Annotated in this window: 19 protein-coding genes and 1 pseudogene; 11 read left to right on the plus strand and 9 right to left on the minus strand. The window is 70.9% G+C overall.

Translation table 11 applies throughout. The features are described from left to right. Window positions 1–5: 5 nt before the first annotated feature. Window positions 6–947, plus strand: coding sequence for a LysR family transcriptional regulator (locus AB0I28_RS31720; protein ID WP_357499370.1), 942 nt, complete (start codon window positions 6–8; stop codon window positions 945–947). Window positions 948–999: 52 nt separating this feature from the next. On the opposite strand, the pseudogene AB0I28_RS31725 reads toward AB0I28_RS31720, so the two are convergent. Then, window positions 1000–2235: pseudogene (locus AB0I28_RS31725) on the minus strand (TDT family transporter); the annotation flags it as partial. On the opposite strand from AB0I28_RS31725, the gene AB0I28_RS31730 reads away from it, so the two are divergent. Beyond that, window positions 2213–3874, plus strand: a complete 1662-nt coding sequence (locus tag AB0I28_RS31730; protein ID WP_357499371.1) for an FAD-dependent monooxygenase — start codon at window positions 2213–2215, stop codon at window positions 3872–3874. The pseudogene AB0I28_RS31725 and the gene AB0I28_RS31730 sit on opposite strands and share 23 nt — an antisense overlap. 22 nt (window positions 3875–3896) lie before the next feature. On the opposite strand, the gene AB0I28_RS31735 is transcribed toward AB0I28_RS31730, so the two are convergent. Further along, on the minus strand, window positions 3897–4253 hold the full coding sequence (locus tag AB0I28_RS31735) for a VOC family protein (protein WP_357499372.1): 357 nt from the start codon (window positions 4251–4253) through the stop codon (window positions 3897–3899). A gap of 108 nt (window positions 4254–4361) precedes the next feature. On the opposite strand from AB0I28_RS31735, the gene AB0I28_RS31740 reads away from it, so the two are divergent. The 4 genes from AB0I28_RS31740 to AB0I28_RS31755 all read left to right on the plus strand — a co-directional run bounded on the left by AB0I28_RS31740 (window position 4362) and on the right by AB0I28_RS31755 (window position 7638). After that, complete coding sequence (locus AB0I28_RS31740) at window positions 4362–5165, plus strand: helix-turn-helix transcriptional regulator (protein ID WP_357499373.1); 804 nt, start codon at window positions 4362–4364, stop codon at window positions 5163–5165. Between the two features lie 218 nt (window positions 5166–5383). Beyond that, window positions 5384–6361 (plus strand): Gfo/Idh/MocA family oxidoreductase, encoded by a 978-nt coding sequence (locus AB0I28_RS31745; RefSeq protein WP_357499374.1) that lies wholly within the window; start codon window positions 5384–5386, stop codon window positions 6359–6361. Between the two features lie 42 nt (window positions 6362–6403). Next, window positions 6404–7036 (plus strand): hypothetical protein, encoded by a 633-nt coding sequence (locus tag AB0I28_RS31750; RefSeq protein ID WP_357499375.1) that lies wholly within the window; start codon window positions 6404–6406, stop codon window positions 7034–7036. Then, the gene (locus AB0I28_RS31755; RefSeq protein WP_357499376.1) at window positions 7033–7638 is read left to right on the plus strand and encodes a hypothetical protein; all 606 of its coding nucleotides are present in this window, start codon (window positions 7033–7035) and stop codon (window positions 7636–7638) included. The genes AB0I28_RS31750 and AB0I28_RS31755 overlap by 4 nt, the downstream gene beginning before the upstream one ends. A 52-nt stretch (window positions 7639–7690) precedes the next feature. Here AB0I28_RS31755 and AB0I28_RS31760 read toward each other — a convergent pair whose 3' ends face one another. The 4 genes from AB0I28_RS31760 to AB0I28_RS31775 all read right to left on the minus strand — a co-directional run bounded on the left by AB0I28_RS31760 (window position 7691) and on the right by AB0I28_RS31775 (window position 12983). Next, the gene (locus AB0I28_RS31760) at window positions 7691–7870 is read right to left on the minus strand and encodes a DUF6104 family protein (RefSeq protein WP_357499377.1); all 180 of its coding nucleotides are present in this window, start codon (window positions 7868–7870) and stop codon (window positions 7691–7693) included. 2 nt (window positions 7871–7872) lie between these two features. Then, complete coding sequence (locus tag AB0I28_RS31765; RefSeq protein WP_357499378.1) at window positions 7873–11559, minus strand: multifunctional oxoglutarate decarboxylase/oxoglutarate dehydrogenase thiamine pyrophosphate-binding subunit/dihydrolipoyllysine-residue succinyltransferase subunit; 3687 nt, start codon at window positions 11557–11559, stop codon at window positions 7873–7875. A gap of 148 nt (window positions 11560–11707) precedes the next feature. Next, window positions 11708–12058: an STAS domain-containing protein gene (locus AB0I28_RS31770; RefSeq protein ID WP_357499379.1), complete on the minus strand. Its 351-nt coding sequence runs from the start codon at window positions 12056–12058 to the stop codon at window positions 11708–11710. 250 nt (window positions 12059–12308) lie between these two features. Further along, entirely contained in the window at window positions 12309–12983 is a 675-nt protein-coding gene (locus AB0I28_RS31775; protein WP_357499380.1) for a hypothetical protein, read from the minus strand. A gap of 58 nt (window positions 12984–13041) precedes the next feature. Here AB0I28_RS31775 and AB0I28_RS31780 point away from each other — a divergent pair, with 58 nt between their 5' ends. The 3 genes from AB0I28_RS31780 to AB0I28_RS31790 all read left to right on the plus strand — a co-directional run bounded on the left by AB0I28_RS31780 (window position 13042) and on the right by AB0I28_RS31790 (window position 16665). Then, window positions 13042–13749 carry a response regulator transcription factor gene (locus AB0I28_RS31780; protein WP_357499381.1) on the plus strand — a complete coding sequence of 236 codons (708 nt, stop codon included), beginning with the start codon at window positions 13042–13044 and terminating at the stop codon, window positions 13747–13749. Beyond that, on the plus strand, window positions 13750–15378 hold the full coding sequence (locus tag AB0I28_RS31785; protein WP_357499382.1) for a HAMP domain-containing sensor histidine kinase: 1629 nt from the start codon (window positions 13750–13752) through the stop codon (window positions 15376–15378). It abuts the gene before it with no gap. A 90-nt stretch (window positions 15379–15468) separates the two neighbouring features. Continuing rightward, the gene (locus AB0I28_RS31790) at window positions 15469–16665 is read left to right on the plus strand and encodes a trypsin-like peptidase domain-containing protein (protein ID WP_357499383.1); all 1197 of its coding nucleotides are present in this window, start codon (window positions 15469–15471) and stop codon (window positions 16663–16665) included. Between the two features lie 580 nt (window positions 16666–17245). Here the strand turns inward: AB0I28_RS31790 and AB0I28_RS31795 are convergent. The 3 genes from AB0I28_RS31795 to glpK all read right to left on the minus strand — a co-directional run bounded on the left by AB0I28_RS31795 (window position 17246) and on the right by glpK (window position 20607). Beyond that, the gene (locus tag AB0I28_RS31795) at window positions 17246–17596 is read right to left on the minus strand and encodes a HEAT repeat domain-containing protein (RefSeq protein WP_357499384.1); all 351 of its coding nucleotides are present in this window, start codon (window positions 17594–17596) and stop codon (window positions 17246–17248) included. Between the two features lie 259 nt (window positions 17597–17855). Continuing rightward, window positions 17856–19076: a DNA polymerase III subunit beta gene (gene dnaN / locus AB0I28_RS31800; protein ID WP_357499385.1), complete on the minus strand. Its 1221-nt coding sequence runs from the start codon at window positions 19074–19076 to the stop codon at window positions 17856–17858. Window positions 19077–19134: 58 nt separating this feature from the next. Beyond that, window positions 19135–20607: a glycerol kinase GlpK gene (gene glpK, locus AB0I28_RS31805; protein ID WP_357499386.1), complete on the minus strand. Its 1473-nt coding sequence runs from the start codon at window positions 20605–20607 to the stop codon at window positions 19135–19137. 153 nt (window positions 20608–20760) lie between these two features. Between glpK and AB0I28_RS31810 the strand changes: the two genes are divergently transcribed. Together AB0I28_RS31810 and AB0I28_RS31815 are read left to right on the plus strand one after the other, a co-directional pair. After that, window positions 20761–21666, plus strand: a complete 906-nt coding sequence (locus AB0I28_RS31810) for an ABC transporter ATP-binding protein (RefSeq protein WP_357499387.1) — start codon at window positions 20761–20763, stop codon at window positions 21664–21666. Further along, window positions 21663–22739, plus strand: coding sequence for an ABC transporter permease (locus AB0I28_RS31815; protein ID WP_357499388.1), 1077 nt, complete (start codon window positions 21663–21665; stop codon window positions 22737–22739). The genes AB0I28_RS31810 and AB0I28_RS31815 overlap by 4 nt, the downstream gene beginning before the upstream one ends. Window positions 22740–22993 lie beyond the last annotated feature (254 nt).

Consider the following 22993-nt stretch of genomic DNA (forward strand, 5'->3'; position numbering starts at 1 on the left):
GAGCCATGAGCGACCACGCCGACGGCCCCGCCCCGCTGTCCCCGCGCGTGCCCGACCTGCCCAGCCTCGAACTCCTGGTCAGCGTCGCGCGACTCGGCAGCATCGGCCGCGCCGCCGCCGCGCACGGCATCAGCCAGCCATCGGCCAGCCACCGCGTACGGACCATGGAGCGCCTCGCCGGCGTCGCCCTCGTCACCCGCTCACCGCGCGGCTCACGCCTCACCCCCGCCGGGACACTCCTCGTCGAGTGGGCCGGAGCGGTCGTCGACGCCGCCCGCGTCCTCGACGCCGGCATCGACGCCCTGCGCGAACGCCGCGACGAGCGCCTGCGCATCGCCGCCAGCCTCACCATCGCCGAATACCTCCTGCCCGGCTGGCTCGTCGCCCTGCGCCGCGACCGTCCCGGCACCGCCGTCTCCCTGCGCGTGGAGAACTCCACCCAGGTCGAACGCGCCATCCTCGACGGCGACGCCGACCTCGGCTTCGTCGAAGGACCCGGCCCCGTGCGCGGCCTGCGCTCGGCGGGCGTCGGCGGCGACGAACTCGTCCTCGTCGTCGCGCCCGGCCACCGCTGGACCCGGCGCAGGACACCCCTGGCGCCCGCCGAGCTGGCCGCCACGCCCCTCATCTGCCGCGAAGAAGGGTCGGGAACCAGAGCCGCGCTCGCCGACGCCCTGCGCGACCAGGGCGACCCCGCGCCGCCACTGCTGGAGCTGGCCTCGACGACCGCGGTGAAGGCCGCCGTCGCCGCCGGTGACGGCGCCGCCGTGCTCAGCTCGCTCGCGGTCGCCGAGGACGTGACGGCGGGGAGGCTGGCGCGGGTGCCGGTCGACGGGGCCGACCTGCGCCGCTCCCTGCGCGCGGTGTGGCGCTCCGGTCCACGGCCGACGGGCCCGGCCGGTGACCTGCTGACCCTCGCGGCGCGTGCGGCGGCGGCTCGTCGGTGAGCCCCGAGCCGACCGCCCGCAGGCGCAGGATCCACCGCGCGGTCCGCGCCGCGACGAGCAGCCACGCACCGGCCAGCGCCACGTACAGGCCCACCGCGAGCCACCCGTAGACGACCGCGCCGGTGTGCGCGGCGAGCACCGAAGCGCCCGTCACGCACGTGCCCAGCGGGAAGGTGAAACTCCACCAGGTCAGCGTGAAAGGCATCCCGAGCCGCGCGGTGCGGACGGTGACGGCCGTGGCGAGCGCGATCCACAGCAGCGCGAACCCGAACACGCAGATGCCGTAGACGGTGCCGAAGAGTTCGAGGGCGGGGGCGAGCCGGGTGCCGGTGGTCTCGGCGGCCGCGCCGAGGTTTCCCGCCGCCGTCACCGACTGCCCCAGGGGGCCTAGGACGATCCACAGGGTGGGGACCATCGCCGCGCCGGTCTTGTGGCTCGCCAGTTGCCCCCACACCTGGGGGAGGACGACGACGGTCGCGATGAGACTCAGCCCGAACATGGCGTAGCAGGCCAGCAGCAGCGTCAGGCGCGGTTGCCCGGCGGGCGTGTGCGAAAGGAGCGCCGCGCCGGTCGCGGCCGACACCATCGGCGGCACCAGCGGCATCAGCCACCCCGCGAAAGGTCGCTCGCACGGGAGTCGGGTGAACATCGCGTACGGGACGCTGACCGCGCTCACCAGACCGCCGAGGGTTCCCGCGGCCCACAGTGCGACCGCGACGGGCAGCGCCGCCCCGCCCAGCAGCGGCGGCCCGAACACCAGGGTTCCCGCGCCGACGGTCAGCAGAGCCATCGGCGGTGCCCCGTAGAACTGCACGGCGACGGAGTCGGTGTGGTGCCCGCGCGCCCGCGTCGGGTGTCGCAGCCACTGGACGGCGAAGATCATCGACAGCACCACCAGCCACACGGCCGCCGTCGCCCACACCAGTCCCGCCGCCCCCATCAGCCACGATGGCTTGTGCGGGAGGGTCGCCGCGGCGTTGGCGACGATGCCGGTCCCCATGACGGAGGCGAACCAGTTCGGTCCGATGTGGTGTGCGAGGGCCCTCGGGCGGGTATCGGCGATGAGAGAGGTCACCGGTCCAGCCTGGTTCGCCCGGGCGCCGACCGGCAGGCCTCGCCTTGCTGGCGGGTCATAGTCCACGGCTATGACCCGGCCCGGATCATTTCCCGGACAAAACCCGGCAAGGCGACAGGAGACGGGCACATAATTCAAGTCAGGACACAGGTCCTCGCGGGCGAGGGGAGCGGCGATGAGAATCGGCGCGGTGAAAGCGGACGTCCTGGTCATCGGCGCCGGGCCCACCGGACTCGTCGCGGCGGCCGAACTCCGGCGCCACGGAGCAAGCGTCCTGATAGCCGACGCGGCCGAGCCCGACGAGCGAAGCGGCGGCGGATCCCGCGCGGTCGTCCTGCACGCCCGCTCGCTGGAAGTCCTCGAACCGCTCGGCGTCGGCACCGAACTCGCGCGCCTGGGCCAGCGGGCCCACGCCGTGCACCTGGTCGCCGGCCCCCGGCGGACCGCCGCGATCGAGCTGCACCGCCTCGACACCGTCCACCCTTACGTGCTCGTCCTCCCGCAACCGCAGCTGGAGGCGGCCCTCCTCGACCGGCTCAAGGACTTCGAGGTCGGGGTGCTCTGGGGACACCACGTCGAGGAGCTCACCGAGGAGGCGGCCGGCATCAGCGCCGTCCTCAACGGCTCAGGGGGACCCGTCCGCGTCGAGGCCCGCTACGCCATCGACTGCGGCGGTGCGGGAAGCGAGCTCGCGGCCGGGTTCGGTGTCACCGAACGCAACGGCATGCCCGCCGCCTCGGCCGTCCTGGCCGACGTCCGCGTCGACGGCGACTTCGCACCCGGTGTCGTCACGGGCTACTCCGCCCCCGACGGCGCCGTCCTGCTGCTCCCGTACCGCGACGGGCACATGCGGGTCAGCGCTCTCGATTTCACCGGCACGCCCCCCGACCCGTCGGCGCCGCCGACCCTCGACGACCTACAGCGCACCGTCGACGCCATCGCCCCCGTCCAGCTGCGGCTGAGCGAGCCCCGCTGGATCGGCCGCTACGACACCACCCCGCGACTGCTCGACCACTACCGCGCCGGGCGCGTGTTCTTCGCCGGTGACGCCGCCCACCGCTTCGCGCCCACCGCCGGGCTCGGCCTCAACGTCGGCGTCCAGGACGCGGTCAACCTCGCCTGGAAGCTCGCCTACGTCTCGCGCGGACTGGCCTCCGACAGCCTCCTGCACACCTACCACGCCGAACGGCACCAGGCGGGGGAGCAGACACTGCGGGCCACCGAGCACCTGCACCGGCTCCTGCGGCGCCAGTCGTCCTCCGGCTTCTTCCGGGGGCTGAGCGGCCCCATCATGCGAGGGCTGCTGTCCACCGCGACCGCACAGGACCGCTTCGGGACGCTGTTCTCGCAGCTCGGCGTGAACTACCGGCACACGCCCTTCTCTCGTTCGCACCGCGAGCACGGCGCCCGCGCCGCGGGCGATCGCGTGCCGGACCTGTCGATGGCCTCCATGTCCGACCCCGACCTGCGCCTCTACGACCTGCTCCGCAGGCCCGGGTACCTGCTCATCGGCTGCGTCTCCCGCGTACAGCCCCGCGCCGAACGCGAGGCGATGGCCGACCTGTTCGCGCAGGTCCGCACCGCCTACGACGGGCTCGTCCACCCGTACCTGCTGCTGTCCGAAGGACTCCCCGCCGACGGGGAGGTGCCCGTCCTGGTCGACACCAGGCGCCAGTTCCGCACGCGCATGCGCGCACATGTCGGCGACCTGCTGCTGATCCGCCCAGACGGGCACCTCGCGTTCCAGCTGCCGCGAACAGGCGCCTCACTGCTGCCGAACCTGCTCGGCGCGTGGGTCGTCACGCACGCGACGACGCCGGCGCTGACGCCCACGCACTCGGTGCTGGGCTGACCCGGCCGGGCAGGCGCTTCCGTCAGCCGCTGGACAGGCAGAACACGTGCCCCGACGGGTCGACGAGCACCGTCCAGTCGTCCCCGCCGGGCTGCTCGGCGGGGACGGTCGCGCCCAGCCCGGTCAGCTCCTTCACCGCGACGGCGACGTCGGCGACGCTGAAATCGACGTGCGCGCCCGCCGGATCCTGCGGCCACACGGGAGCGGTGTACCCGGCGACGCGCTGGAAGCCGAGCTGCACGCCACCGTCGCCGAGGTAGACGGTGTCGTCGTCGCTGTAGGTCACCCCCCAGCCGGTGACCTGGCGGTAGAAGTCGGCCAGCGCGGCCGGGTCGGCGCAGTCGAGCGTGATCGTGGCGGGTTTGGCGATGGCGTTCATCGTGTGCTCCTCAGTGAATGGTCGATCGACTTCGAGCCTGCGCGCGGACACCGCCGACGGCTTGAACATCCTTGCGGTCTCGTCGTACCCGGCGGCTAACCTGCGCGCATGCTGTCGGCCAGGACCATCGCGAGCCGGCCGGCCTTCGAGGTCAGCGCCGTCACCTGCAGCGCCGACCACACGGGCTGGTCGCCGCCCGACGCGCACGCCGACCACCGTGTCGTACTGGTCCGCTCGGGCCGCTTCAGGCGACGCACGCCAGGCGGGATCACCGACCTGGACCGCACCACGGCCTACCTCGGCACCCCGGGGGAGGAGGACTCCTTCGCTCACCCCGCAGGCGGTGACGTGTGCACGGCACTGCGCCTGTCACCGCAGCTGTGGCACGACATCGCCGGCGAGACCCCGGTGCGGCCATGGGCCTACGTCGACGCCCGCGTCGACCTCGCCCACCGCAGGCTCCTCGCCGCCCGCGACGACCTCGACTACGCCCTCACCGAAAGCCTCCTCATTCTCCTCGCCGAAGCGATCGGCAACGCAGCCGAAGGAACCCTGCCGTCCGGCCGCGCACGGGACCCCGCCGCCGAACACCTCGCCGGCGCCGCGCGCGAGGCCGTGCTCGCCGACGACCCCGCCGCCACGGGCCTGCTGCCGCTCGCCACGCTGCTCGGCGTGTCCCCCTACCGGCTCAGCCGTGCCTTCACCGCCGCCACGGGCACGTCCCTCACCCGCTACCGCAACCGCGTCCGCGTCGGCCGCGCCCTCGACCGCATCGAGGCCGGCGACACCGAACTCGGCGCGCTCGCCGCACGCCTGGGTTTCGCCGACCAGGCGCACCTGTCGCGCACGGTCCGGCAGCATCTGGGATGTACGCCGACGGCCGTCAAGGAGCTGCTGCGCCCTCGCCACTGACCCGGGGGACCAGGTACCGGAGGCCGCCGGCCACCTGCGGCGGCCACCGAAGTCAGGCGACTCCCACACCGGGGACCCAGCACCGGAGGCGGGGCCGAGCCCGATCCCATGCCTGCAAGGAGCCTTCGTTCGCCGCCGACCAGAGACTCGGCAGACTGGCGACCCGACCGGCCGCAGAATATTCTGATCATGCCGTTTCCTCGACAGACTGGACCGACATGACCGACAGCATCCGGTGGGGCATTCTCGCCACGGGCGGGATCGCCGCCTCTTTCACGAAGGACCTGCGGCACGCGCCCGACGCGGAGGTCGTCGCGGTGGGTTCGCGTACGGAGGAGTCGGCGCGCGTGTTCGCCGAGGCGCACGGCATTCCGCGCGCGCACGGGTCGTGGGCGGAGCTGGCGGCGGATCCGGACGTGGACATCGTCTACATCGCCAATACGCACAACGCGCACTTCGCGGCCGCCGAGACGTGCTTGAAGGCGGGCAAGGCGGTGCTGTGCGAGAAGCCGCTGACGCTGAACCGGGCGCAGGCGCAGGGCCTGGTCGATCTCGCCGGTGAGCGGGGCCTCTTCTTCATGGAGGCCATGTGGATGCGCACGATTCCGGCGATCCTGAAGCTCAACGAGCTGGTCGCCGAGGGCGCGATCGGCCCGGTCCGGTCGGTGCGCGCCGATTTCTCCCTCGGGGGACCCTTCGAGCCCGAGCACCGGCTGCGCGATCCCGAGCTGGCCGGCGGGGGCCTGCTCGACCTGGGCGTCTACCCGGTGTCCTTCGCGCACATGATCCTCGGCGCCCCGGACACGATCGCGGTGTCGGGCTGGAAGACGCCGGAGGGCGTCGACGCGATGGCGGGCATGGTCCTCGGCTACGAGCGGGCCGTCGCGGTGCTGTCGTGCGGCATCGAGGCCAGTTCGGCGACGGTCGCGTCGGTCGGCGGGCCTCTCGGCCACATCGAGGTGCCGAACCCGTTCTTCCGGCCCGGTTCGCTGCGGTTGACACGCGGCGGTGAGGTCGAGGAGATCGAGGTCCCCTACCTCGGCGGCGGCATGGTCCACGAGGCGATCGAGGCGATGCGTTGCCTGCGTGCGGGCCTGACCCAGAGCCCGCTGATCCCGTGGCAGTCGACGCTGGAGGTCATGGGGATCCTCGACGAGGCCCGCCGGCAGCTCGGCGTCGTCTACGCCGGCGAGTGACCTGCTCGGCACATCTGGCCCGGATTGGTTAATCTGCACCATATGCAGCCCTGGTACGGGCCGGCCCGCCCCGAATCCGGCGAGCCGGTCATCGACCTGGGACCGGTCGACGACCCCGCGTCCTGGGAATCGCCGGCCGACGCCCAGCCCACTCCGCCCACCGCCGGGACGCCCACGGCGACCCGGTGGCTCCTGGTCTCGGTGACGGTCGTCGTCTCCGTGCTCGCGACCGTCGCCGGGATGGTCCTCTTCCAGCGCGCGACGGCCGACTCCGAGGCGACCCCGCCGCCCACACCGTCCAACATGGACGAACTGCGGGCGTGGGTCGGCGCCGGCGGTCCCGCCGACGCCGTCGCCGGACCGCACGTGCTCGAACCCGACGGCAACGGCTACCTCACCGACGGCGTCACCGTCGCGCCCGGCCACTACCGCGTCCATCTCCGCTGTGGTCGGCTCGGCACTCATGAGGCGCCGACCCAGATCAGCCTGGAGGTGCGCAGCACCGACGGCAACTTCGGTGTCGAACTGCCGTGCCCGTCGGCGACGATGCGGATGGAGCACCGCTTCGACTTCGCCGGACTCGGCGCGATGTGGTTCGAGGGGTACATGAACACCGAGATGGAGGGCCCGCCCTACATCCTCGCCCTGTGGCTGGTTCCGGAGGCCGTGTCGTGAGCCGCCTGCACGCGCTTCTCGACCCGATCCGGCGGCCATGGTCGAAGCCCACCCTCGTCCTGGTGACCGCGCTGATCGCCGGTGCGGCCGGATACTCCGTCTCGGCGACCCGGCCGCCGGAGAAGCCGCCCGTCGTGGAGCACCCGATGGTCGTGGAGAGCTGGATCGGCGAGCTGGAGCGGGAACCGGAGGCCGAGGCCCTCGGCGAGATCGCCGAGGAGGCCCTCGCCGCGCGTCCGCCGGGCGTCGACGTCATCCGCGAGCTGGTGGTCGCGCAGAACCCGTACTCGTCGAGCAGCGGCGGTCTGGTGGCGCTGCCTGCGGGCGAGTGGGAGATCTACGTGTCGTGCCGCTTCGGTGAACAGGCCGAGGACACCGAGGGCCTGCGTGCCGGGGTGAGCCTCTACGGCAACGGCGGGGGCACCGACCGCTACGCCGAGGTCGACTGCCCGGTCGACGGCGGGAAGGTGCTCATGGTGCTCAAGACCACCGCCGACACCGCCTACGTCGTCACGGCCATGGCGGTCTCGCCCGGCGACATGACCGAGGACGACTTCTGGCAGACCGAGATGGCCGTCGGGGTCTTCGTCGTCGCGGCCTGAACGCGAAGAAACGCGCCGCCGGTGTCGAACCGGCGGCGCGTTTCGTTCTTACCTAGTCCTCGTCCAGATCGTCGAGGCGGGCCAGCCAGGTCGCCAGCCGCTCGATCGGGATCTCGAACTCGGGGTTGTCGTCGACGAACTCCTGCAGGCGCGCGGCCACCCAGCTCAGGCTGACCTCTTCCTCACCGCGGCGCTGCTCCAGCTCCTCGATCCCTCGATCCGTGTAGTACACCGCTATCCGGCCTTCGGCATCGCCACGTCGACCAGCGCCTGCTGCTCGATGTCGTGGATCTTCGCCGAACCGACCGACGGAGCGGCGGCCGCCGGACGCGACAGCCGCTGGAGACGCACCCCGTCGAGGTGCTCCAGCAGGTTGAGCGCGATGTGCGACCAGGCGCCCTGGTTGGCCGGCTCCTCCTGGACCCAGGCGTGCTCGGTCGCGTTCGGGTAGGCGTCCAGCGCGGCCCGGACCTCCTCGACGGGCAGCGGGTAGAGCTGCTCGACGCGGATGAGGGCGGTGTCGGTGATCCCGCGCTGCTCGCGCGCCGCGGCCAGGTCGTAGTAGACCTTGCCGGAGCACATGAGCACCCGGGTGACCTTGCTCGGGTCGACGGTCGAGTCGCCCAGCACCGGCTGGAAACCACCGGTGGTGAAGTCCTCGACGGCCGACACGGCGGCCTTGTGACGCAGCAGCGACTTCGGCGTGAAGACCACCAGGGGCTTCTTCTTCGGCGACAGCGCCTGGCGGCGCAGCAGGTGGAAGTAGTTGGCCGGAGTCGTGCAGTTGGCGATGCGCATGTTGTCCTCGGCGCACAGCTGGAGGTAGCGCTCAAGGCGGCCCGACGTGTGGTCGGGGCCCTGGCCCTCGTGGCCGTGCGGCAGCAGGAGCGTCACGCCGGAGCGCTGCCCCCACTTCGCCTCACCCGAGGAGATGAACTCGTCGACGACCGTCTGGGCGCCGTTGGCGAAGTCGCCGAACTGGGCCTCCCACAGCACGAGCGCGTCGGGGTTCTCCACCGAGTAGCCGTACTCGAAGCCCATCGCCGCGTACTCGCTGAGCAGCGAGTCGTAGACGAAGAACCGCGTGTTGTCGGCCGCGAGCGACCCGACCGGCACGTACTCGGCCTCGGACTTGTTGTCCACGACCACCGAGTGGCGCTGCACGAAGGTTCCGCGACGGGAGTCCTGCCCGGCGAGCCGGACCTGGACGCCCTGCGCCACCAGGGATCCGAAGGCGATGATCTCGCCGAAGGCCCAGTCGATGCCGCCCTCGGCCGAGGCCTTCGCGCGACGCTGGAGGACCTGCATGACCCGCTTGTGCGGGACGAAGCCCTCGGGGAGCGCCACGTGCGCCTCACCGATCTGCTTGACCAGGTCGGCGCTGATCGCGGTCTCGACCTCGGGGTCGGGCTCCACGCTGTAGCGGCGCTGGGTCGGCTGGACGTTCCCGTTGGCCTGCTTGGTGAGGCGGAAGACCTCCTCCAGCTTCGACGAGTAGTCCTTGAGCGCCTCCTCGGCCTCCTCGACGGTGATGTCGCCGCGGCCGATCAGGGACTCGGTGTAGAGCTTGCGGACCGAGCGCTTCCCGTCGATGATCTGGTACATCAGCGGGTTGGTCATCGACGGGTCGTCGCCCTCGTTGTGACCGCGACGGCGGTAGCAGAGCATGTCGATGACGACGTCCTTGTTGAACGCCTGCCGGTACTCGAACGCCAGCCGCGCCACGCGCACGACGGCCTCGGGGTCGTCGCCGTTGACGTGGAAGATCGGCGCCTGGATCATCCGCGCGACGTCGGTGGAGTACAGCGAGGAACGCGAGTACTCCGGCGCGGTGGTGAAGCCGACCTGGTTGTTGACGACGATGTGCACGCTGCCGCCGGTGCGGTACCCGCGAAGCTGCGACAGGTTCAGGGTCTCGGCGACCACGCCCTGCCCGGCGAAGGCCGCGTCGCCGTGCACCAGCACGGGAAGCACGGTGTAGCCGGCCAGGCCCAGGTTGAGCCGGTCCTGCTTGGCGCGGACGATGCCCTCCAGGACCGGGTCGACGGCCTCAAGGTGCGAGGGGTTCGCCACGATCGACGTCGTGGTGAGGTACTCGCCGTCGGCGGTGGTGAACTTGCCGGTCATCCCCAGGTGGTACTTGACGTCCCCGGACCCCTGCGTGCTCTTGGGGTCCATGGTCCCCTCGAACTCGTTGAAGATCTTCTCGACCGGCTTGCCCACGATGTTGGCCAGCACGTTCAGGCGGCCGCGGTGGGCCATCCCGATGACGACCTCGTCGAGGGAGTTGCGCGCGGCGTTCGACAGGACCTCGTCGAGCAGCGGGATCAGCGACTCGCCGCCTTCGAGGGAGAAGCGCTTCTGGCCCACGTACTTGGTGGCCAGGAAGGTCTCGAAGGCCTCGGAGGCGTTGAGGCGCCCGAGGATGTGCTTCTGCTCCTCGGTGCTCGGCTTCTCGTAGGGGCGCTCGACGCGCTCCTGGATCCAGGCCCGCTCCTCGGGGTCCTGGATGTGCATGTACTCGATGCCGACGCGACGGCAGTACGACTCGCGCAGCACGCCGAGGATGTCGCGGAGCTTCATCTTGCTCTTGCCCGCGAAACCACCGACGGGGAACACCCGGTCGAGGTCCCACAGGGTCAGGCCGTGCTCAAGGATGTCGAGGTCGGGGTGCCTGCGGATCTCGAACTCGAGCGGGTCGGTGTCGGCCATGAGGTGGCCGCGGACCCGGTAGGAGCGGATCAGCTCGATCACGCGGGCGGTCTTGTCGACCGTGCCCTCGGCGGTGCCGGCCACGTCGCGGACCCAGCGGACCGGCTCGTAGGGCAGGCGCAGCGAGGTGAAGATCTCGTCGTAGAACCCGTCGCCGCCCAGCAGAAGCTCGTGCAGGCGCTTGAGGAACTCGCCCGACTGCGCGCCCTGGATGATGCGGTGGTCGTAGGTGGAGGTCACCGTGACCGTCTTGGAGACGCCCAGCTCGGTGATGGTCTCCTCCGACGCGCCGGCGAACTGCGCCGGGTACTCCATCGCGCCGACACCGATGATCGTGCCCTGCCCCTGCATCAGGCGCGGGACGGAGTGCACCGTCCCGATCCCGCCGGGGTTGGTCAGCGAGATCGTGGTGCCGCCGTAGTCCTCCATGGTCAGCTTGTTGTTGCGGGCCTTGCGGACGATGTCCTCATAGGCCTGCCAGAACTGCCGGAAGTCCATCTTCTCGCAGCCCTTGATGCTGGGCACGACCAGCGTCCGGCTGCCGTCGGGCTTCTGCAGGTCGATCGCCAGGCCCAGGTTGACATGGGCGGGGGCGACCATCTGCGGCTTGCCGTCGACGACCTTGTACGAGTGGTTCATCTCGGGGTGCGCCGCGAGCGCCTTGATCAGCGCGAAGCCGATCAGGTGCGTGAAGGAGACCTTCCCGCCGCGCCCGCGCTTGAGATGGTTGTTGATGACGATCCGGTTGTCGCTGAGCAGCTTCGCGGGGACCGCGCGCACACTCGTCGCCGTCGGGACCTCCAGCGAGGCGTCCATGTTCTGCGCGACCTTCGAGGCCACACCTCGCAGCGGGGTGACCTTGTCACCTTGCGCGGCGGGCTTGTCCTCGGCCTTGGGCTTCGGCTCCGCTTTGGCCGGCGCGGGGGCGGGCTTGGCGGGAGCGGCCTTGGCGGCCGGTGCCGGTGAGGCGGGCTTGGCGGCGGGCGCCGGGTTCGCCGGCGCCTTCTCCGCCGGTGCGCTCGCCGGCTTGTCGGTCTTCTGCGACGACTGCTTGTAGTCGCCGAAGAACTCGTGCCAGGTCGGTTCGACACTCGACGGATCGGCGAGGTACCGCTGGTACATCTCCTCGACGATCCACTCGTTGGGCCCGAACTCGGCAAGCGTGTTGTCTTTGTTTGTCGAACTGCTTTCGGTCGACACGGCCGTCATCGCCTCTTCTGCAGCATGTTGAGTGGCTTGGGTACTCCGGGCTACAGGCTACGTCGGAGGGCACGGCGGGGCACACCCGACCAGGGTCTTCGACGCCCCTAGCTGGACATATCCCGGCGGGGGTGCACTAACTCATAGTGGGTGTGGTTCAGGTCGCCCTGGTGGGAGCGACGGCGAAGGCGTCGGTGGTCTCCTCAAGGAGCTCCTGGGCGCCGACCACCGTGAACAGCCGCGTGATGAAGCGGCTGGGGTTGGTCACCGTCACGGCGACGCCGACATCGCGTGCGATGCGGTATCCGACCACGAGCGTGCCGATGCCGGTCGAGTCGAGGACGGTGACGCCCGCGACGTCCACGTGGATCGACTTCGCCTTGTCGGTGGCGAGGATCTCGGTGATGGACTCCCGGATCCTCGGAGCGGTCGCGTAATCGACCTCGCCTCGTAGTGCCAGAGTCACTCGGCCGTCGGGGGCCGTGTGGGTCTCGATTGACAGCGTCATCGCACCCTCATGTCGTCGACTCGTCTCTTGGTGACGTCTATCCGGCCCCGATGGCAGTGCATCGGTGGCGGGGAACGCCTCGGCGGGAGTGTCCAGCGTAACCGATTCGTTAGCCGATTGGGACCAGGCACCGGCTTGCCCTGAGCAGGCAACAGTACTAGGACCTGGGCCTTCTGTCGACGTCAGTGGGGGCGGTCTTCGGGCCCGCAACACTTGGGTTTCTTTCCATATTGGACGGTAGGCGCGCAGGTCAGCGGGCTATCGAGATCCACACCGCGGAGGCTTGCGCGAGGACGGTCCGGGCGGCTCCGTAGAGGGTCGTGGTGACCTTGGCCTTACGTCCCTCGGAGTGGTCGAGACGCCCCATGACCAGGCACTTCTCTCCCGCTTGTGGCATTTGCCTCACTTGCCCCGTGATGCGGCCCAGCAGGCGCGGAGTGACCTCCAGCTCGTTGGTCCAGCCGCCCGGGCAGTCGAGCGCGGCCCACACCATCGGCGGCGTCACATCCTCGGGCACTTGCCACACCGCGGCGGTGCGACCGTCGGGTATCCGACCCGGAAAAATTCGCAGTCCGTCGCCGCCGGGGCGCTCGGGGCCGCACGTGAAGCACGTCGGGAAGGGATGGTGGGCGAAGCCGGGGTAGGCGTCGCGGACGGCCATGGCCTCGTCGAGGGTGACCGGCGGCACGGGTTCGGTGTCGAGGGCGCCTTCGACGGCCTCGGCGATCAGAACCTCGCCGTGGTGCACCTGGACCGGATCCTGCCCCGAGAGGGTCAGCGGCGCCGACAGCGGCGGGGGAGTGCGAAGGGTCACGGTGACGGCCGGCCAGGCGCAGCGGGCGGCGATCAAACCGGAGGTATACCCGCCGTTGCCCGAATCGGGCGGGCCGTTGAAGCGCGGATCGAGCGTGATCGACTCGTTCACAGCAATTTCCCAGTCCATGTTAAGTGTGGATCCAGTGACTCTGGATGAAGATAGAGGTATGCCGGTAGGGGACAAGAAGGAGACCGAGGCGACGCTTCTGGTCGTCGAGGACGACCCGAACATCTGCGAGCTGTTGGCCACGAGCCTGCGCTACGCGGGCTTCGCCGTGCACACGGCGACCGGCGGCGAGGAGGCCGTCCGCGCCGTCTCGCGCCACCGCCCGGACCTGATCGTGCTCGACGTGATGCTCCCCGACTTCGACGGTTTCGAGGTCGCCCGGCGCGTCCGCTCGGGCTCCGACCGCACCCCGATCGTGTACCTGACCGCGCGCGACGCCACCGAGGACAAGGTCCGCGGGCTCACGCTCGGCGGCGACGACTACGTCACCAAGCCCTTCAGCCTCGAAGAGGTCATCGCGCGCCTGCGCGCGGTCCTGCGCCGCACCCAGGGCGACATCACGCCGCCGCCGAGGCTGAAGTACGCCGACCTCGAACTCGACGAGGAGACCCACGAGGTGTGGCGGGCCGGCCGCTCGGTGCAGCTGTCGCCGACCGAGTTCAAGCTGCTGCGCTACTTCATGGTCAACGCCGGCCGCGTCCTGTCGAAGTCGCAGATCCTCGACCACGTGTGGCGCTACGACTTCCGCGGCGACGACGGCATCGTCGAGTCCTACGTGTCGTACCTGCGCAGAAAGATCGACAACACCGAACCCCGGCTGATCCAGACGCTGCGGGGCATCGGCTACGTATTGAGGTCACCCCAGTAGATGAAGGACACCGTTCTCGGCAGGCCCGTCAGCTCCGTTCGCGGTGGCTGGCAGCGCACCCCCCTGCGGGTGAAGCTGATGGCCGCCGTCCTGCTGCTCGTCGCGATCGCGCTGGTCCTCATCAGCGTGGTGAGCGTGACGAGGCTCAACTCCTACCTGCAGGACCGGGTCGACGGTGAACTCACCGGGCGGGTCAAGACGGGCCTCATCAAGGTCAACTTCGACACCGGGCAGTTCCAGGGACTGCCGTCGGACTACTCGCTCATCGTGATGCGCGGGGCGGTGGCCTACCGCTTCAAGGACGACGTCAAGTACCAGGTCGAGCAGCTTCCCTACACGACCGACAACCCCGACCCGCAGGTCATCGAGGGCAGCCTCGAAGCGCACCTCAACCAAGAGCCCTACACGGTCGTCGCCGCCGACGGAAAGACCCGCTGGCGCGTGGTCTCCCGGCTGGTGACCGACCAGAGCACCAACGAGATGTTCCTCGCCGCGATCGCCGTCGACCTCACCGAGGCCGACACCATCGTCGCGCAGCTGACCACCATCAACCTCCTCGTCGGCGGCGCCGTGCTCGCCGCGGTCGCCGCGATCGGCATCGCCATGGTCCGCGCGAGCCTCCAGCCGTTGCGGCAGATGGAGGCAACGGCCGCCGCGATCGCCGCCGGGGACCTGTCGAAGCGCGTGCCGCAGCACGACGTGCGCACCGAGGTCGGGCAGCTTGGCGCGGCCTTGAACACGATGCTCAGCCAGATCGAGACGGCCTTCGCCGCCAGCGCGGCCTCCGAGGCGCAGGCGCTGAGTTCGGAGGAGCGGATGCGGCGTTTCGTCGCCGACGCCAGCCACGAGCTGCGCACACCGCTGACGACCGTGCGCGGATTCGCCGAGTTGTACCGGCAGCGCGGGGGAAGCGCCGAGCCCGAGGAGGTCGCCACCTCCATGCGGCGCATCGAGGAGGAGGCCAAGCGCATGGGCCTGCTCGTCGAGGACCTGCTGCTGCTGGCGCGCCTCGACCGGGAGCGCCCCGTCCAGTCGGAGCCGGTCGACATGCTCGGCCTGGCCGTCGACGCGGTGTCGGGCGCGAAGGTCACCGTCCCCGGCCGGCCGCTGGAACTGCGCGTCGGCAAGGGCCCGCTGATGGTCCTGGGCGACGAGCTGCGGCTGCGCCAGGTGCTGTCGAACCTGCTCGACAATGCCATCGCGCACACGCCGCCGGACACGCCCGTCGAGGTGCGCGTGTACGCCGAGGCGCCCTACGTCTTCCTCGAAGTCTCCGACGACGGTCCGGGCATGACGCCCGAGCAGGCCGAGCGGGTCTTCGAGCGCTTCTACCGCGCCGATCCCGCGCGCGGCCGCAAGGCCGGCGGGTCGGGGCTCGGGCTGGCGATCGTCGCCGCGCTCGTGGCCGCCCACAATGGACAGGTCACAGTGGACACCCAGCTGGGGGTCGGCACGGTCTTCCGGGTCCGGCTCGACATCGACCCCGCCGCCCTCGAAGGCGACGACGAGCCCGATGAGCAGGGCGAAGACGGTGACGACGGCGACACCGTGAGCCCCGGCGAGCGGGTTTCAGGCGTGTCGGTGGTCCCTCTCCCAGGCAACTCGCAGGACGGCTCCAGCGACACCTGAGCTTGCCGCCCCATAGTTCAACTCATGAACGAGCCGCAAGCACCAGCCACTCCGGAGCCCTCGCAGCGCCCGGAAGAAACGCAGCCACCCGTGGCTCCGGCCGAGGCCGCGGCATCGACCGAGGCCCTGCCCGAGACCGCGGCGACGCCGAGCTCCCCCGACCCTTCCCCGGAGATCATCCACCCGCCGTCGCCTCCCGTGCCCGCTTCTTACGGACCTGCGGTTGCTTCCGGCGCGGCGGCCAACACCCCGCCGCCGGTCACCGGTCCCGCCTCCCATCCGCTCGCCGCGCAGGCGCCGATGTGGGCGAGACCCGCGCAGGCCCCTGTTCCGCAGGCCCCCCAGCGTCCGGCGTTCCCGCCCGCGCAGGGCTCCGGTTACTCAGGCCCGCCGCCGATGCAGCACCACGCGCCGCAGGGCTTCACCCCCTACGGCGGGCCGTCGGCCGCCTACCCGCCGACCGCGCAGTTCCCGGCGCAGCCGCCGCGGCAGCAGACGTCGGTGTGGCGCAAGCCCCTGGCGATCGGCGCGATGGTCGCCGCGCTGGTCGTGGGCTCCGCGAGCGTCGGCGGTGTGGCCGGTTACCTCGCCGCCGAGGGCAACGAGGGCACCACGGCCTCCTCGCCGTCGACGGCCGTCGCCGACGGCGTGACCATCGCCGACGTCGCCGCGAAGGTTCAGCCGAGCGTCGTGGTCATCTCCACGCAGCAGGCCGAGGGATCCGGTGTCGTGCTCGACACCTCCGGCAACATCCTCACCAACAACCACGTCGTGTCGACCGCCGCCAACGGCACCGTGCAGGTGAAGTTCGCCGACGGCTCGACCGCCGACGCCAAGGTCGTGGGCACCTCGCCGGACAACGACCTCGCCGTCATCAACGTCGGCGCGAGCCCGCAGCTGACACCGATCAGCTGGGGTGATTCCGAGGGCCTGCGCGTCGGGGACACCGTTCTCGCGCTCGGTTCGCCCCTCGGTCTCGAAGGGTCGGTGAGCGCCGGAATCGTCAGCGCCCTCGACCGCGCCATCAGCGTCGGGGCCGAGAACGAGAACCCCTTCCAGCGCGGCGGCAGCACACCCACCACATTGGACGGACTGATCCAGACCGACGCCGCCATCAACTCCGGCAACTCCGGCGGCGCCCTCGTCAACGGCCGCGGCGAACTCGTGGGCGTCAACACCGCCATCGCCACCGACGGCTCCGGCTCCGGCTCCATCGGCGTCGGCTTCGCGATCCCGTCGAACACCGCCAAGTCGGTCGCGGAGCAGCTGATCGCGCAGGGTTCTTAGGTTCCTGGGTTCTTAGGTTCCTGGCCGTGGGGCGCGAGCCGCGCGGCGGCGGGCGCCGGGCATCCGGCGTGGGGCGCCTGGTGCCGCGGGAACCACACAGACCACATTCCCTCCCCGATACGGGCGGTGGAAGGCCTTGGGCAGCCTTCCACCGCCCGGCTTTTTGGTATCGAGGGCAGAAGGGCAGAAGGCACGAGGCCAGACGGCCAGACGGACAGAAGGGCGGGGAGGGCGGCGGGGGAGGCGGCTGCCGTTCGTCAACGCGTCCTTGGTGTTGCGGGGAGGCCTGCGGGTGGGCGGAGCGGATGTTGTGGCAGAGGTGGAGGGACGGCTTGCCAGTGGCGGAGCGGGTCGGCTCAGCCGTGCTGAGGTCGCCGGACGACGCCGAACGAGATCGTCTGAAGGAGCGGGGATCAGCGCCAAGCCGCCTTGGCCGGCGGCGAAGCTTCGGCCGCGAGCCGCGAGCCGCGAGCCGCGAGCCGCGAACCTGCGTTGCTTCCTGCGGCAAAGCCACCAATGCCCGCCCACCGGGCGCTGCCGGAGGGCGCCCGGCCCGCGCTGTCGCTCGGCGGCTGCGGTTCTACGGTTTTCCGGCCTCGTTCGCGGGTGGGCGTTGGCCCCACTCCCACAGCATCCGGCGTGCCGGTTTGGTGTCCAGCAGCCGAAGGCCCTCGACCGCCCAGAACTCGAGTCGGTCGTCTCCGCTGCGCAGTTGGGCGGCGAGGAACTCGAACGCGTCGGGCGACTTGGCCTTCTCGACCAGTTCCAGCAGCCAGCAGCGCAGACCGCGGTCCTTCTCGACGGCGAACTCCTCCATCAGCTCCGCGACATGCTCGCCGGCGACCGGCGCCAACGCCCAGAAGCCGTCCTCGGCGAGCTGGGGATCGTGCTTGCGCATCAGGCGCATGGCATCCCGAAATCGCCGGCTCATCGGTCAAGGCTAGCCAGGACGCCCGGAACTGCTCTGTCGGCGGTGAACGAGGGTGCTCCCATGCCGAGCGAAAATCGCCTCGCCCTTGCCGCTCGGCACTCGCCGCCGGCTCGCCAAGCGCGCACCGGCCGGCCCTGCCGCCCGCGCAGCTCCTCGGCGAGCGCTGCTCCCCACCGAAAGCGTGGGCCGGCCGTGCCTTCAACCCCTCCGCCGTGGGCCGCCACTCAGCCCGGCGATGCAGCAATCCACCCGCCTGCCCTCACTCCGTCCAACGCAGAGTCCGCAGCAGCTGCCGGAACTCCGTCGCCTTCCCGGCCTGCGCCCTCCCCGCGCCACCTCCGCGCTTCCCCGCCTTCGCCTTCCCCGCAGCGCCGTCGGCCCCCGCACCGCCGCCCGCGTCCCCGCCCCCATCCCGCTCCCCCGTCACCAGGACGCGCTGGCCGGCGGCGTCGACCGAGAACACCGTCACCGGCGCGTCGACGGCGGCGAGGGCCTCGGCGATGTACACCGGGTTGAACGCCAGCCGCAGCGGTTCCCCCTCGTACTCGCACGCGATCGTCTCGGTGCCGTCGGCGGTGCCCTCGGGGCTCCCCGACTCCACGGTGAGGCGACCGTCCTGGGCGATGAGGCGGAGGCGGGCGTCGCGGTCGGCGACCAGCGACACGCGTCTGGCGGCCAGGGCGAGGGCGGCGGTGTCGACGCGCAGCCGCGTCGGGTATTCCAGCGCGATGAGGGCCCGCAGGTCGGGGAGGTGGCCGTCGAGGACGCGGCTGACGCTCGACCGTTCCCCCGCGGTGAAGCCGATCAGCCCGACCGTGCCCTCCTCGTCGACGTTGGCGCCGATCGTCACCTCCCCGCCGACGGCGCCCAGCGACTTCGCGAGGGCGGCGAGGGTTCTGGCCGGCACGAGGGCCTTGGCGGGGGCGGTGTGCTTCGGCCGCCAGTCGAGGTCGGCGACGGCCATCCGGTAGCGGTCGGTGGCGGCCAGCCCGATCCGTTCGGCGAGCGCGAGTTCGATGCCCGTGAGCACCGGCAGGGTGTCGTCGCGGCCGGCGGCGACGGCGGTCTGCGCCACGGCGTGCGAGAACGCGGCCGCGTCGGCGACCCCGGCGACCGCGGGCATCGGGGGCGGCGTGGGGTAGTCCTCGACGGGCATGGTCGGCAGGTGGAAGCGGACCTCGCCGCACACCAGCCTGGCCCGGCCCATCTCGACGCTGAACTCGACCCGCTCGGCGGGCAGCGCGCGGGCGATGTCGGCCAGCACACGCCCGGGCACCAGGGCCCGTCCGGGCTCGGCGACGGTCGCGGGAACGGAGATGCGGCTCGACGTCTCGTAGTCGAAGCAGGAGATGTCGAGCCGCTCGCCCTCGGCCTCGATCAGCGCGCACGACAGCGACGGGACGGTGGGCCGGATGGGGACGTTGCGGGTTCCCCAGCGGACCGCCTCGGTGAACGCTTCGTGTTCGATCCGTGCCTTCACCGTCGTCTCCTTTGGCTTCGTGTCATCTCTCCGACACGGTGCCACCGGGGTGCGACAGCTACGCGGCCCAGCCCATCGAGCGCTTGACGGCCTTGAGCCAGCGCGCGTAGTCGCGGTCGCGGTCGCGTTCGGGCCGCCAGGTCACGTCGGCGCGCCACTGCGCCCGCAGCGTGTCCAGGTCGGGCCACAGCCCCACGGCGAGCCCGGCGGCGTAGGCGGCGCCCAGCGCGGTCGTCTCGGGTACGGCCGGCCGCACGACGGGGACGCCGAGGATGTCGGCCTGGGTCTGCATGAGCAGCGAGTTGACGGTCATGCCCCCGTCGACGCGCAGTTCGCTCAGCTCGACACCGGAGTCGGCGCGCATCGCGTCGGCGACCTCACGGGTCTGCCAGCACGTCGCCTCCAGGACGGCCCGGGCGATGTGCGCCTTGGTGATGTAGCGGGTCAGGCCGCAGATCACCCCGCGCGCGTCGGAACGCCAGTGCGGCGCGTAGAGCCCGGAGAACGCCGGCACGATGTAGCAGTCGCCGGTGTCGTCCACAGAGGACGCCAGCGCCTCGATCTCGTCGGCGCTGTCGATGATGCCGAGGTTGTCGCGCAACCACTGCACGAGCGCGCCGGTGATCGCGATCGACCCTTCCAGGGCGTACACCGGGGCCTCGTCGCCGATCCGGTAGGCCAGCGTCGTCACCAGCCCCGCCTTGGACGCCACCGGCGTCTCACCGGTGTTGAGCAGCAGGAAACTGCCCGTCCCGTAGGTGTTCTTGCCCTCGCCGGGCGCGAAGCAGGTCTGCCCGAACAGCGCCGCCTGCTGGTCGCCGAGCGCGCCGGCCACCGGGATCCCGGCGAGCTCGCCGCCGGCCTGGCCGTAGATCTCCACCGAGGAACGGATCTCGGGCAGCATCTCGCGCGGCACACCGACCGCGTCGAGCAGCTCGTCGTCCCAGTCCAGTGTGGACAGGTTCATCAGCATCGTGCGCGAGGCGTTCGTCACGTCGGTGATGTGCCGCCCGGTCAGCTTGAAGATGAGCCACGAGTCGACCGTCCCCGCGCAGATCTCACCCGCCTCGGCGCGCTCGCGCAGCCCGTCGACGTTGTCGAGCAGCCACCGGATCTTCGGCCCTGCGAAGTAGGTCGCCAGCGGCAGCCCCGTCACCGCACGGAACCGGTCCTGCCCGCCGTCCTCGGCCAGCTCGCCGATCAGCGCGTCGGTGCGCGTGTCCTGCCACACGATCGCGTTGTGCACCGGCTCACCGGTCCGGCGGTCCCACAGCACCACCGTCTCGCGCTGGTTGGTGATGCCGATGGCCGCGACGTCGGCCGCCGACAGCCCCGCCTTCGCGATCGCGCCCGTGGTCACCTCCAGCGCGTCGCGCCAGATCTCGTTCGCGTCGTGCTCCACCCACCCCGGACGCGGGAAGTGCTGGGTCAGTTCACGCTGCTCGACGGCCACCACCGCCCCGTGCTCGTCGAACACGATGCACCTGGTCGACGTGGTCCCCTGATCGATGGCGGCGACATGCTGGGTCATGGGGGAGAGTGTGCCGGATCACGCGGCGTGGCGGGGATGCACCCACGGTCGCCGGGCCGCCCCCGCCAACTGTCACGGCCCGCTCCGTGACAGTCCGCCCAGGCCCGCCCGACGCGAACGTCACCCCCGAACCCATCCCGTAGGGTGCCCCCCATGAGTGTCTCCATCAGGGCCACCGACGTGCGCAAAAGCTACGGTGACGTGGTGGCCGTCGACGGGGTCTCCTTCGAGGTCAACGACGGCGAGTTCTTCGGCATCCTCGGGCCGAACGGCGCGGGCAAGACCACGACCCTCGAGATCGTCGAGGGCCTGCGCGAAGCCGACTCCGGCAGCATCGAACTCCTCGGCCAGTCACCGTGGCCGCGCAACAAGGCCCTCCTTCCCCGCATGGGCGTCCAGCTCCAGGGCACCGCGTTCTTCGAGCGCCTGACCGCCCGCGAGCAGCTCGTCACCTTCGGCAGCCTCTACGGCGCCGGCCCCAAGCGCGCCGACGAGATGCTGGAGATCGTCGGACTCACCGACAAGGCCGGCACGCGCGTCGAGAAGCTGTCCGGCGGACAGGCCCAGCGCCTGTCCATCGCCTGCGCGCTCGTCCACGACCCCGAGGTCGTCTTCCTCGACGAGCCCACCGCCGCCCTCGACCCCCAGGCCCGCCGCAACCTCTGGGACCTGCTGCGCACCATCAACGGCCAAGGCCGCACCGTCGTCCTCACCACCCACTACATGGACGAGGCCGAACTCCTCTGCGACCGCGTCGCCATCATGGACCGCGGCAAGATCCTCAACATCGACGCGCCCGCCTCGCTCGTCCGCGGCCTCGACGCACCCACCCGCATCTCCGTCGACAGCGGCGAACTCGCCGCCGAGAAGGTCGCCGCCATCGCCGACGGCGTCGCCGAGGTCGAAGACGACGGCGTGGCCCTCACCTTCACCACCCGCGACCCGGCGACCGTGCTCACCGCGCTCGCCGAACAGCGCGTCCTCAACGGCCTGCGCGTGCGCGGCGCGACGCTCGAGGACGTCTTCCTGGAACTGACCGGACGGGAGTACCGGGCGTGACCTCCTACCTCAGCCTCACCAAGGCGATGCTCATCGGGCTGTCGCGCGACAAGAGCACCCTCTTCTTCACCCTGCTGTTCCCGCTGTTCTTCCTCATCATCTTCGGCGCCCTGTTCAGCGGCGGCCAGAGCAGCCCGAGCAAGGTCGTCCAGATCGGCGACGTCCCGGTCCTCGACCAGGTCCTCGCCGCCGACCCCGACGCCTTCGACGAGGTCCTCGAACTGTCCTCCACCGACGACGAGGCCGCGGCCGTCAAGATGGTCGAAGACGGCGACGTCGCCGCCGCCGTGAAGCAGAACGGCGACCAGGTCCAGATCTTCTACTCCGCCGCCGACCAGACCACCGCCGGCATCGTCACCGGTGTCCTTTCGGGCATCGTCAACGAGACCAACCTGCAAGAACTCCAGGTCGCCGCGCCCGAGGTGACCATCACGCAGGTCACCGCCAGCCAGGTCGAGGACGAGTCCCTCGGCGCCATCCAGTACCTCATGCCGGGCCTGCTCGGCTGGGCCATCTCCATGTCGGGCGTCTTCGGCGCCGCCATGACCCTGGTCACCTGGCGCCAGAAGAAGACCCTGCGGCGCATCCGGCTCTCGCCGGTCAGCGTCGGCGCCGTCGTCGGCGCCCGGGTCGGCAACACGCTCCTGCTCGCCCTCATCCAGCTCGTCGTGTTCGTCGGCGTCGCCTCGCTGCCGTTCTTCGGGCTGAAGCTCACCGACTACTGGTGGATGGCGGTTCCGACGGTGATGATCGGCGCGCTGGCCTTCCTGTCGATCGGGCTGCTGGTCGGCGCGGTGTCCAAGACCAGCGAGGGCGCCTCGGGCCTGGCGAACCTGATCATCCTGCCGCTGGCCTTCTCCTCGGGGTCGTTCTACCCGCTGGAGGCGGCGCCGCAGTGGCTCCAGGCCATCTCGTACGTGTCGCCGCTGCGGTACCTCAACGAGGCGATGCTCGACGTGATGGTCCGCGGTGAAGGGCCGGCGAGCGTGCTGCCGGAGTGGGGCATCCTGATCGCGTTCGGGCTGGTCTTCGGCTTCATCGCCACCCGCCTGTTCCGCTGGGACGACATTTAGGGCGTGTCCGGTGGATCACTGCGGGGCTGCGACGGGCTCAGCGTTCTTTGGAGCACAGGTCCCCTGGCGGCGCCGTTTCACGGCCCGAGTACAACACCGGTACCAGGGCCGCAAAACGTCTGGCCAGAAGAAAAATGATCTCCGCCTCGCACCCACAAGACCCACAGGACAAGCCCTAGAATCGTCTGTCCACAAGGGGCGGTTGACTTCGGTCGACCGCCCCTATATGTTGCCGTCAACGGACTGTGGGAGCG

It is taken from the genome of Phytomonospora sp. NPDC050363, from assembly GCF_040655735.1.
Taxonomy (GTDB): Bacteria; Actinomycetota; Actinomycetes; order Mycobacteriales; family Micromonosporaceae; genus Phytomonospora.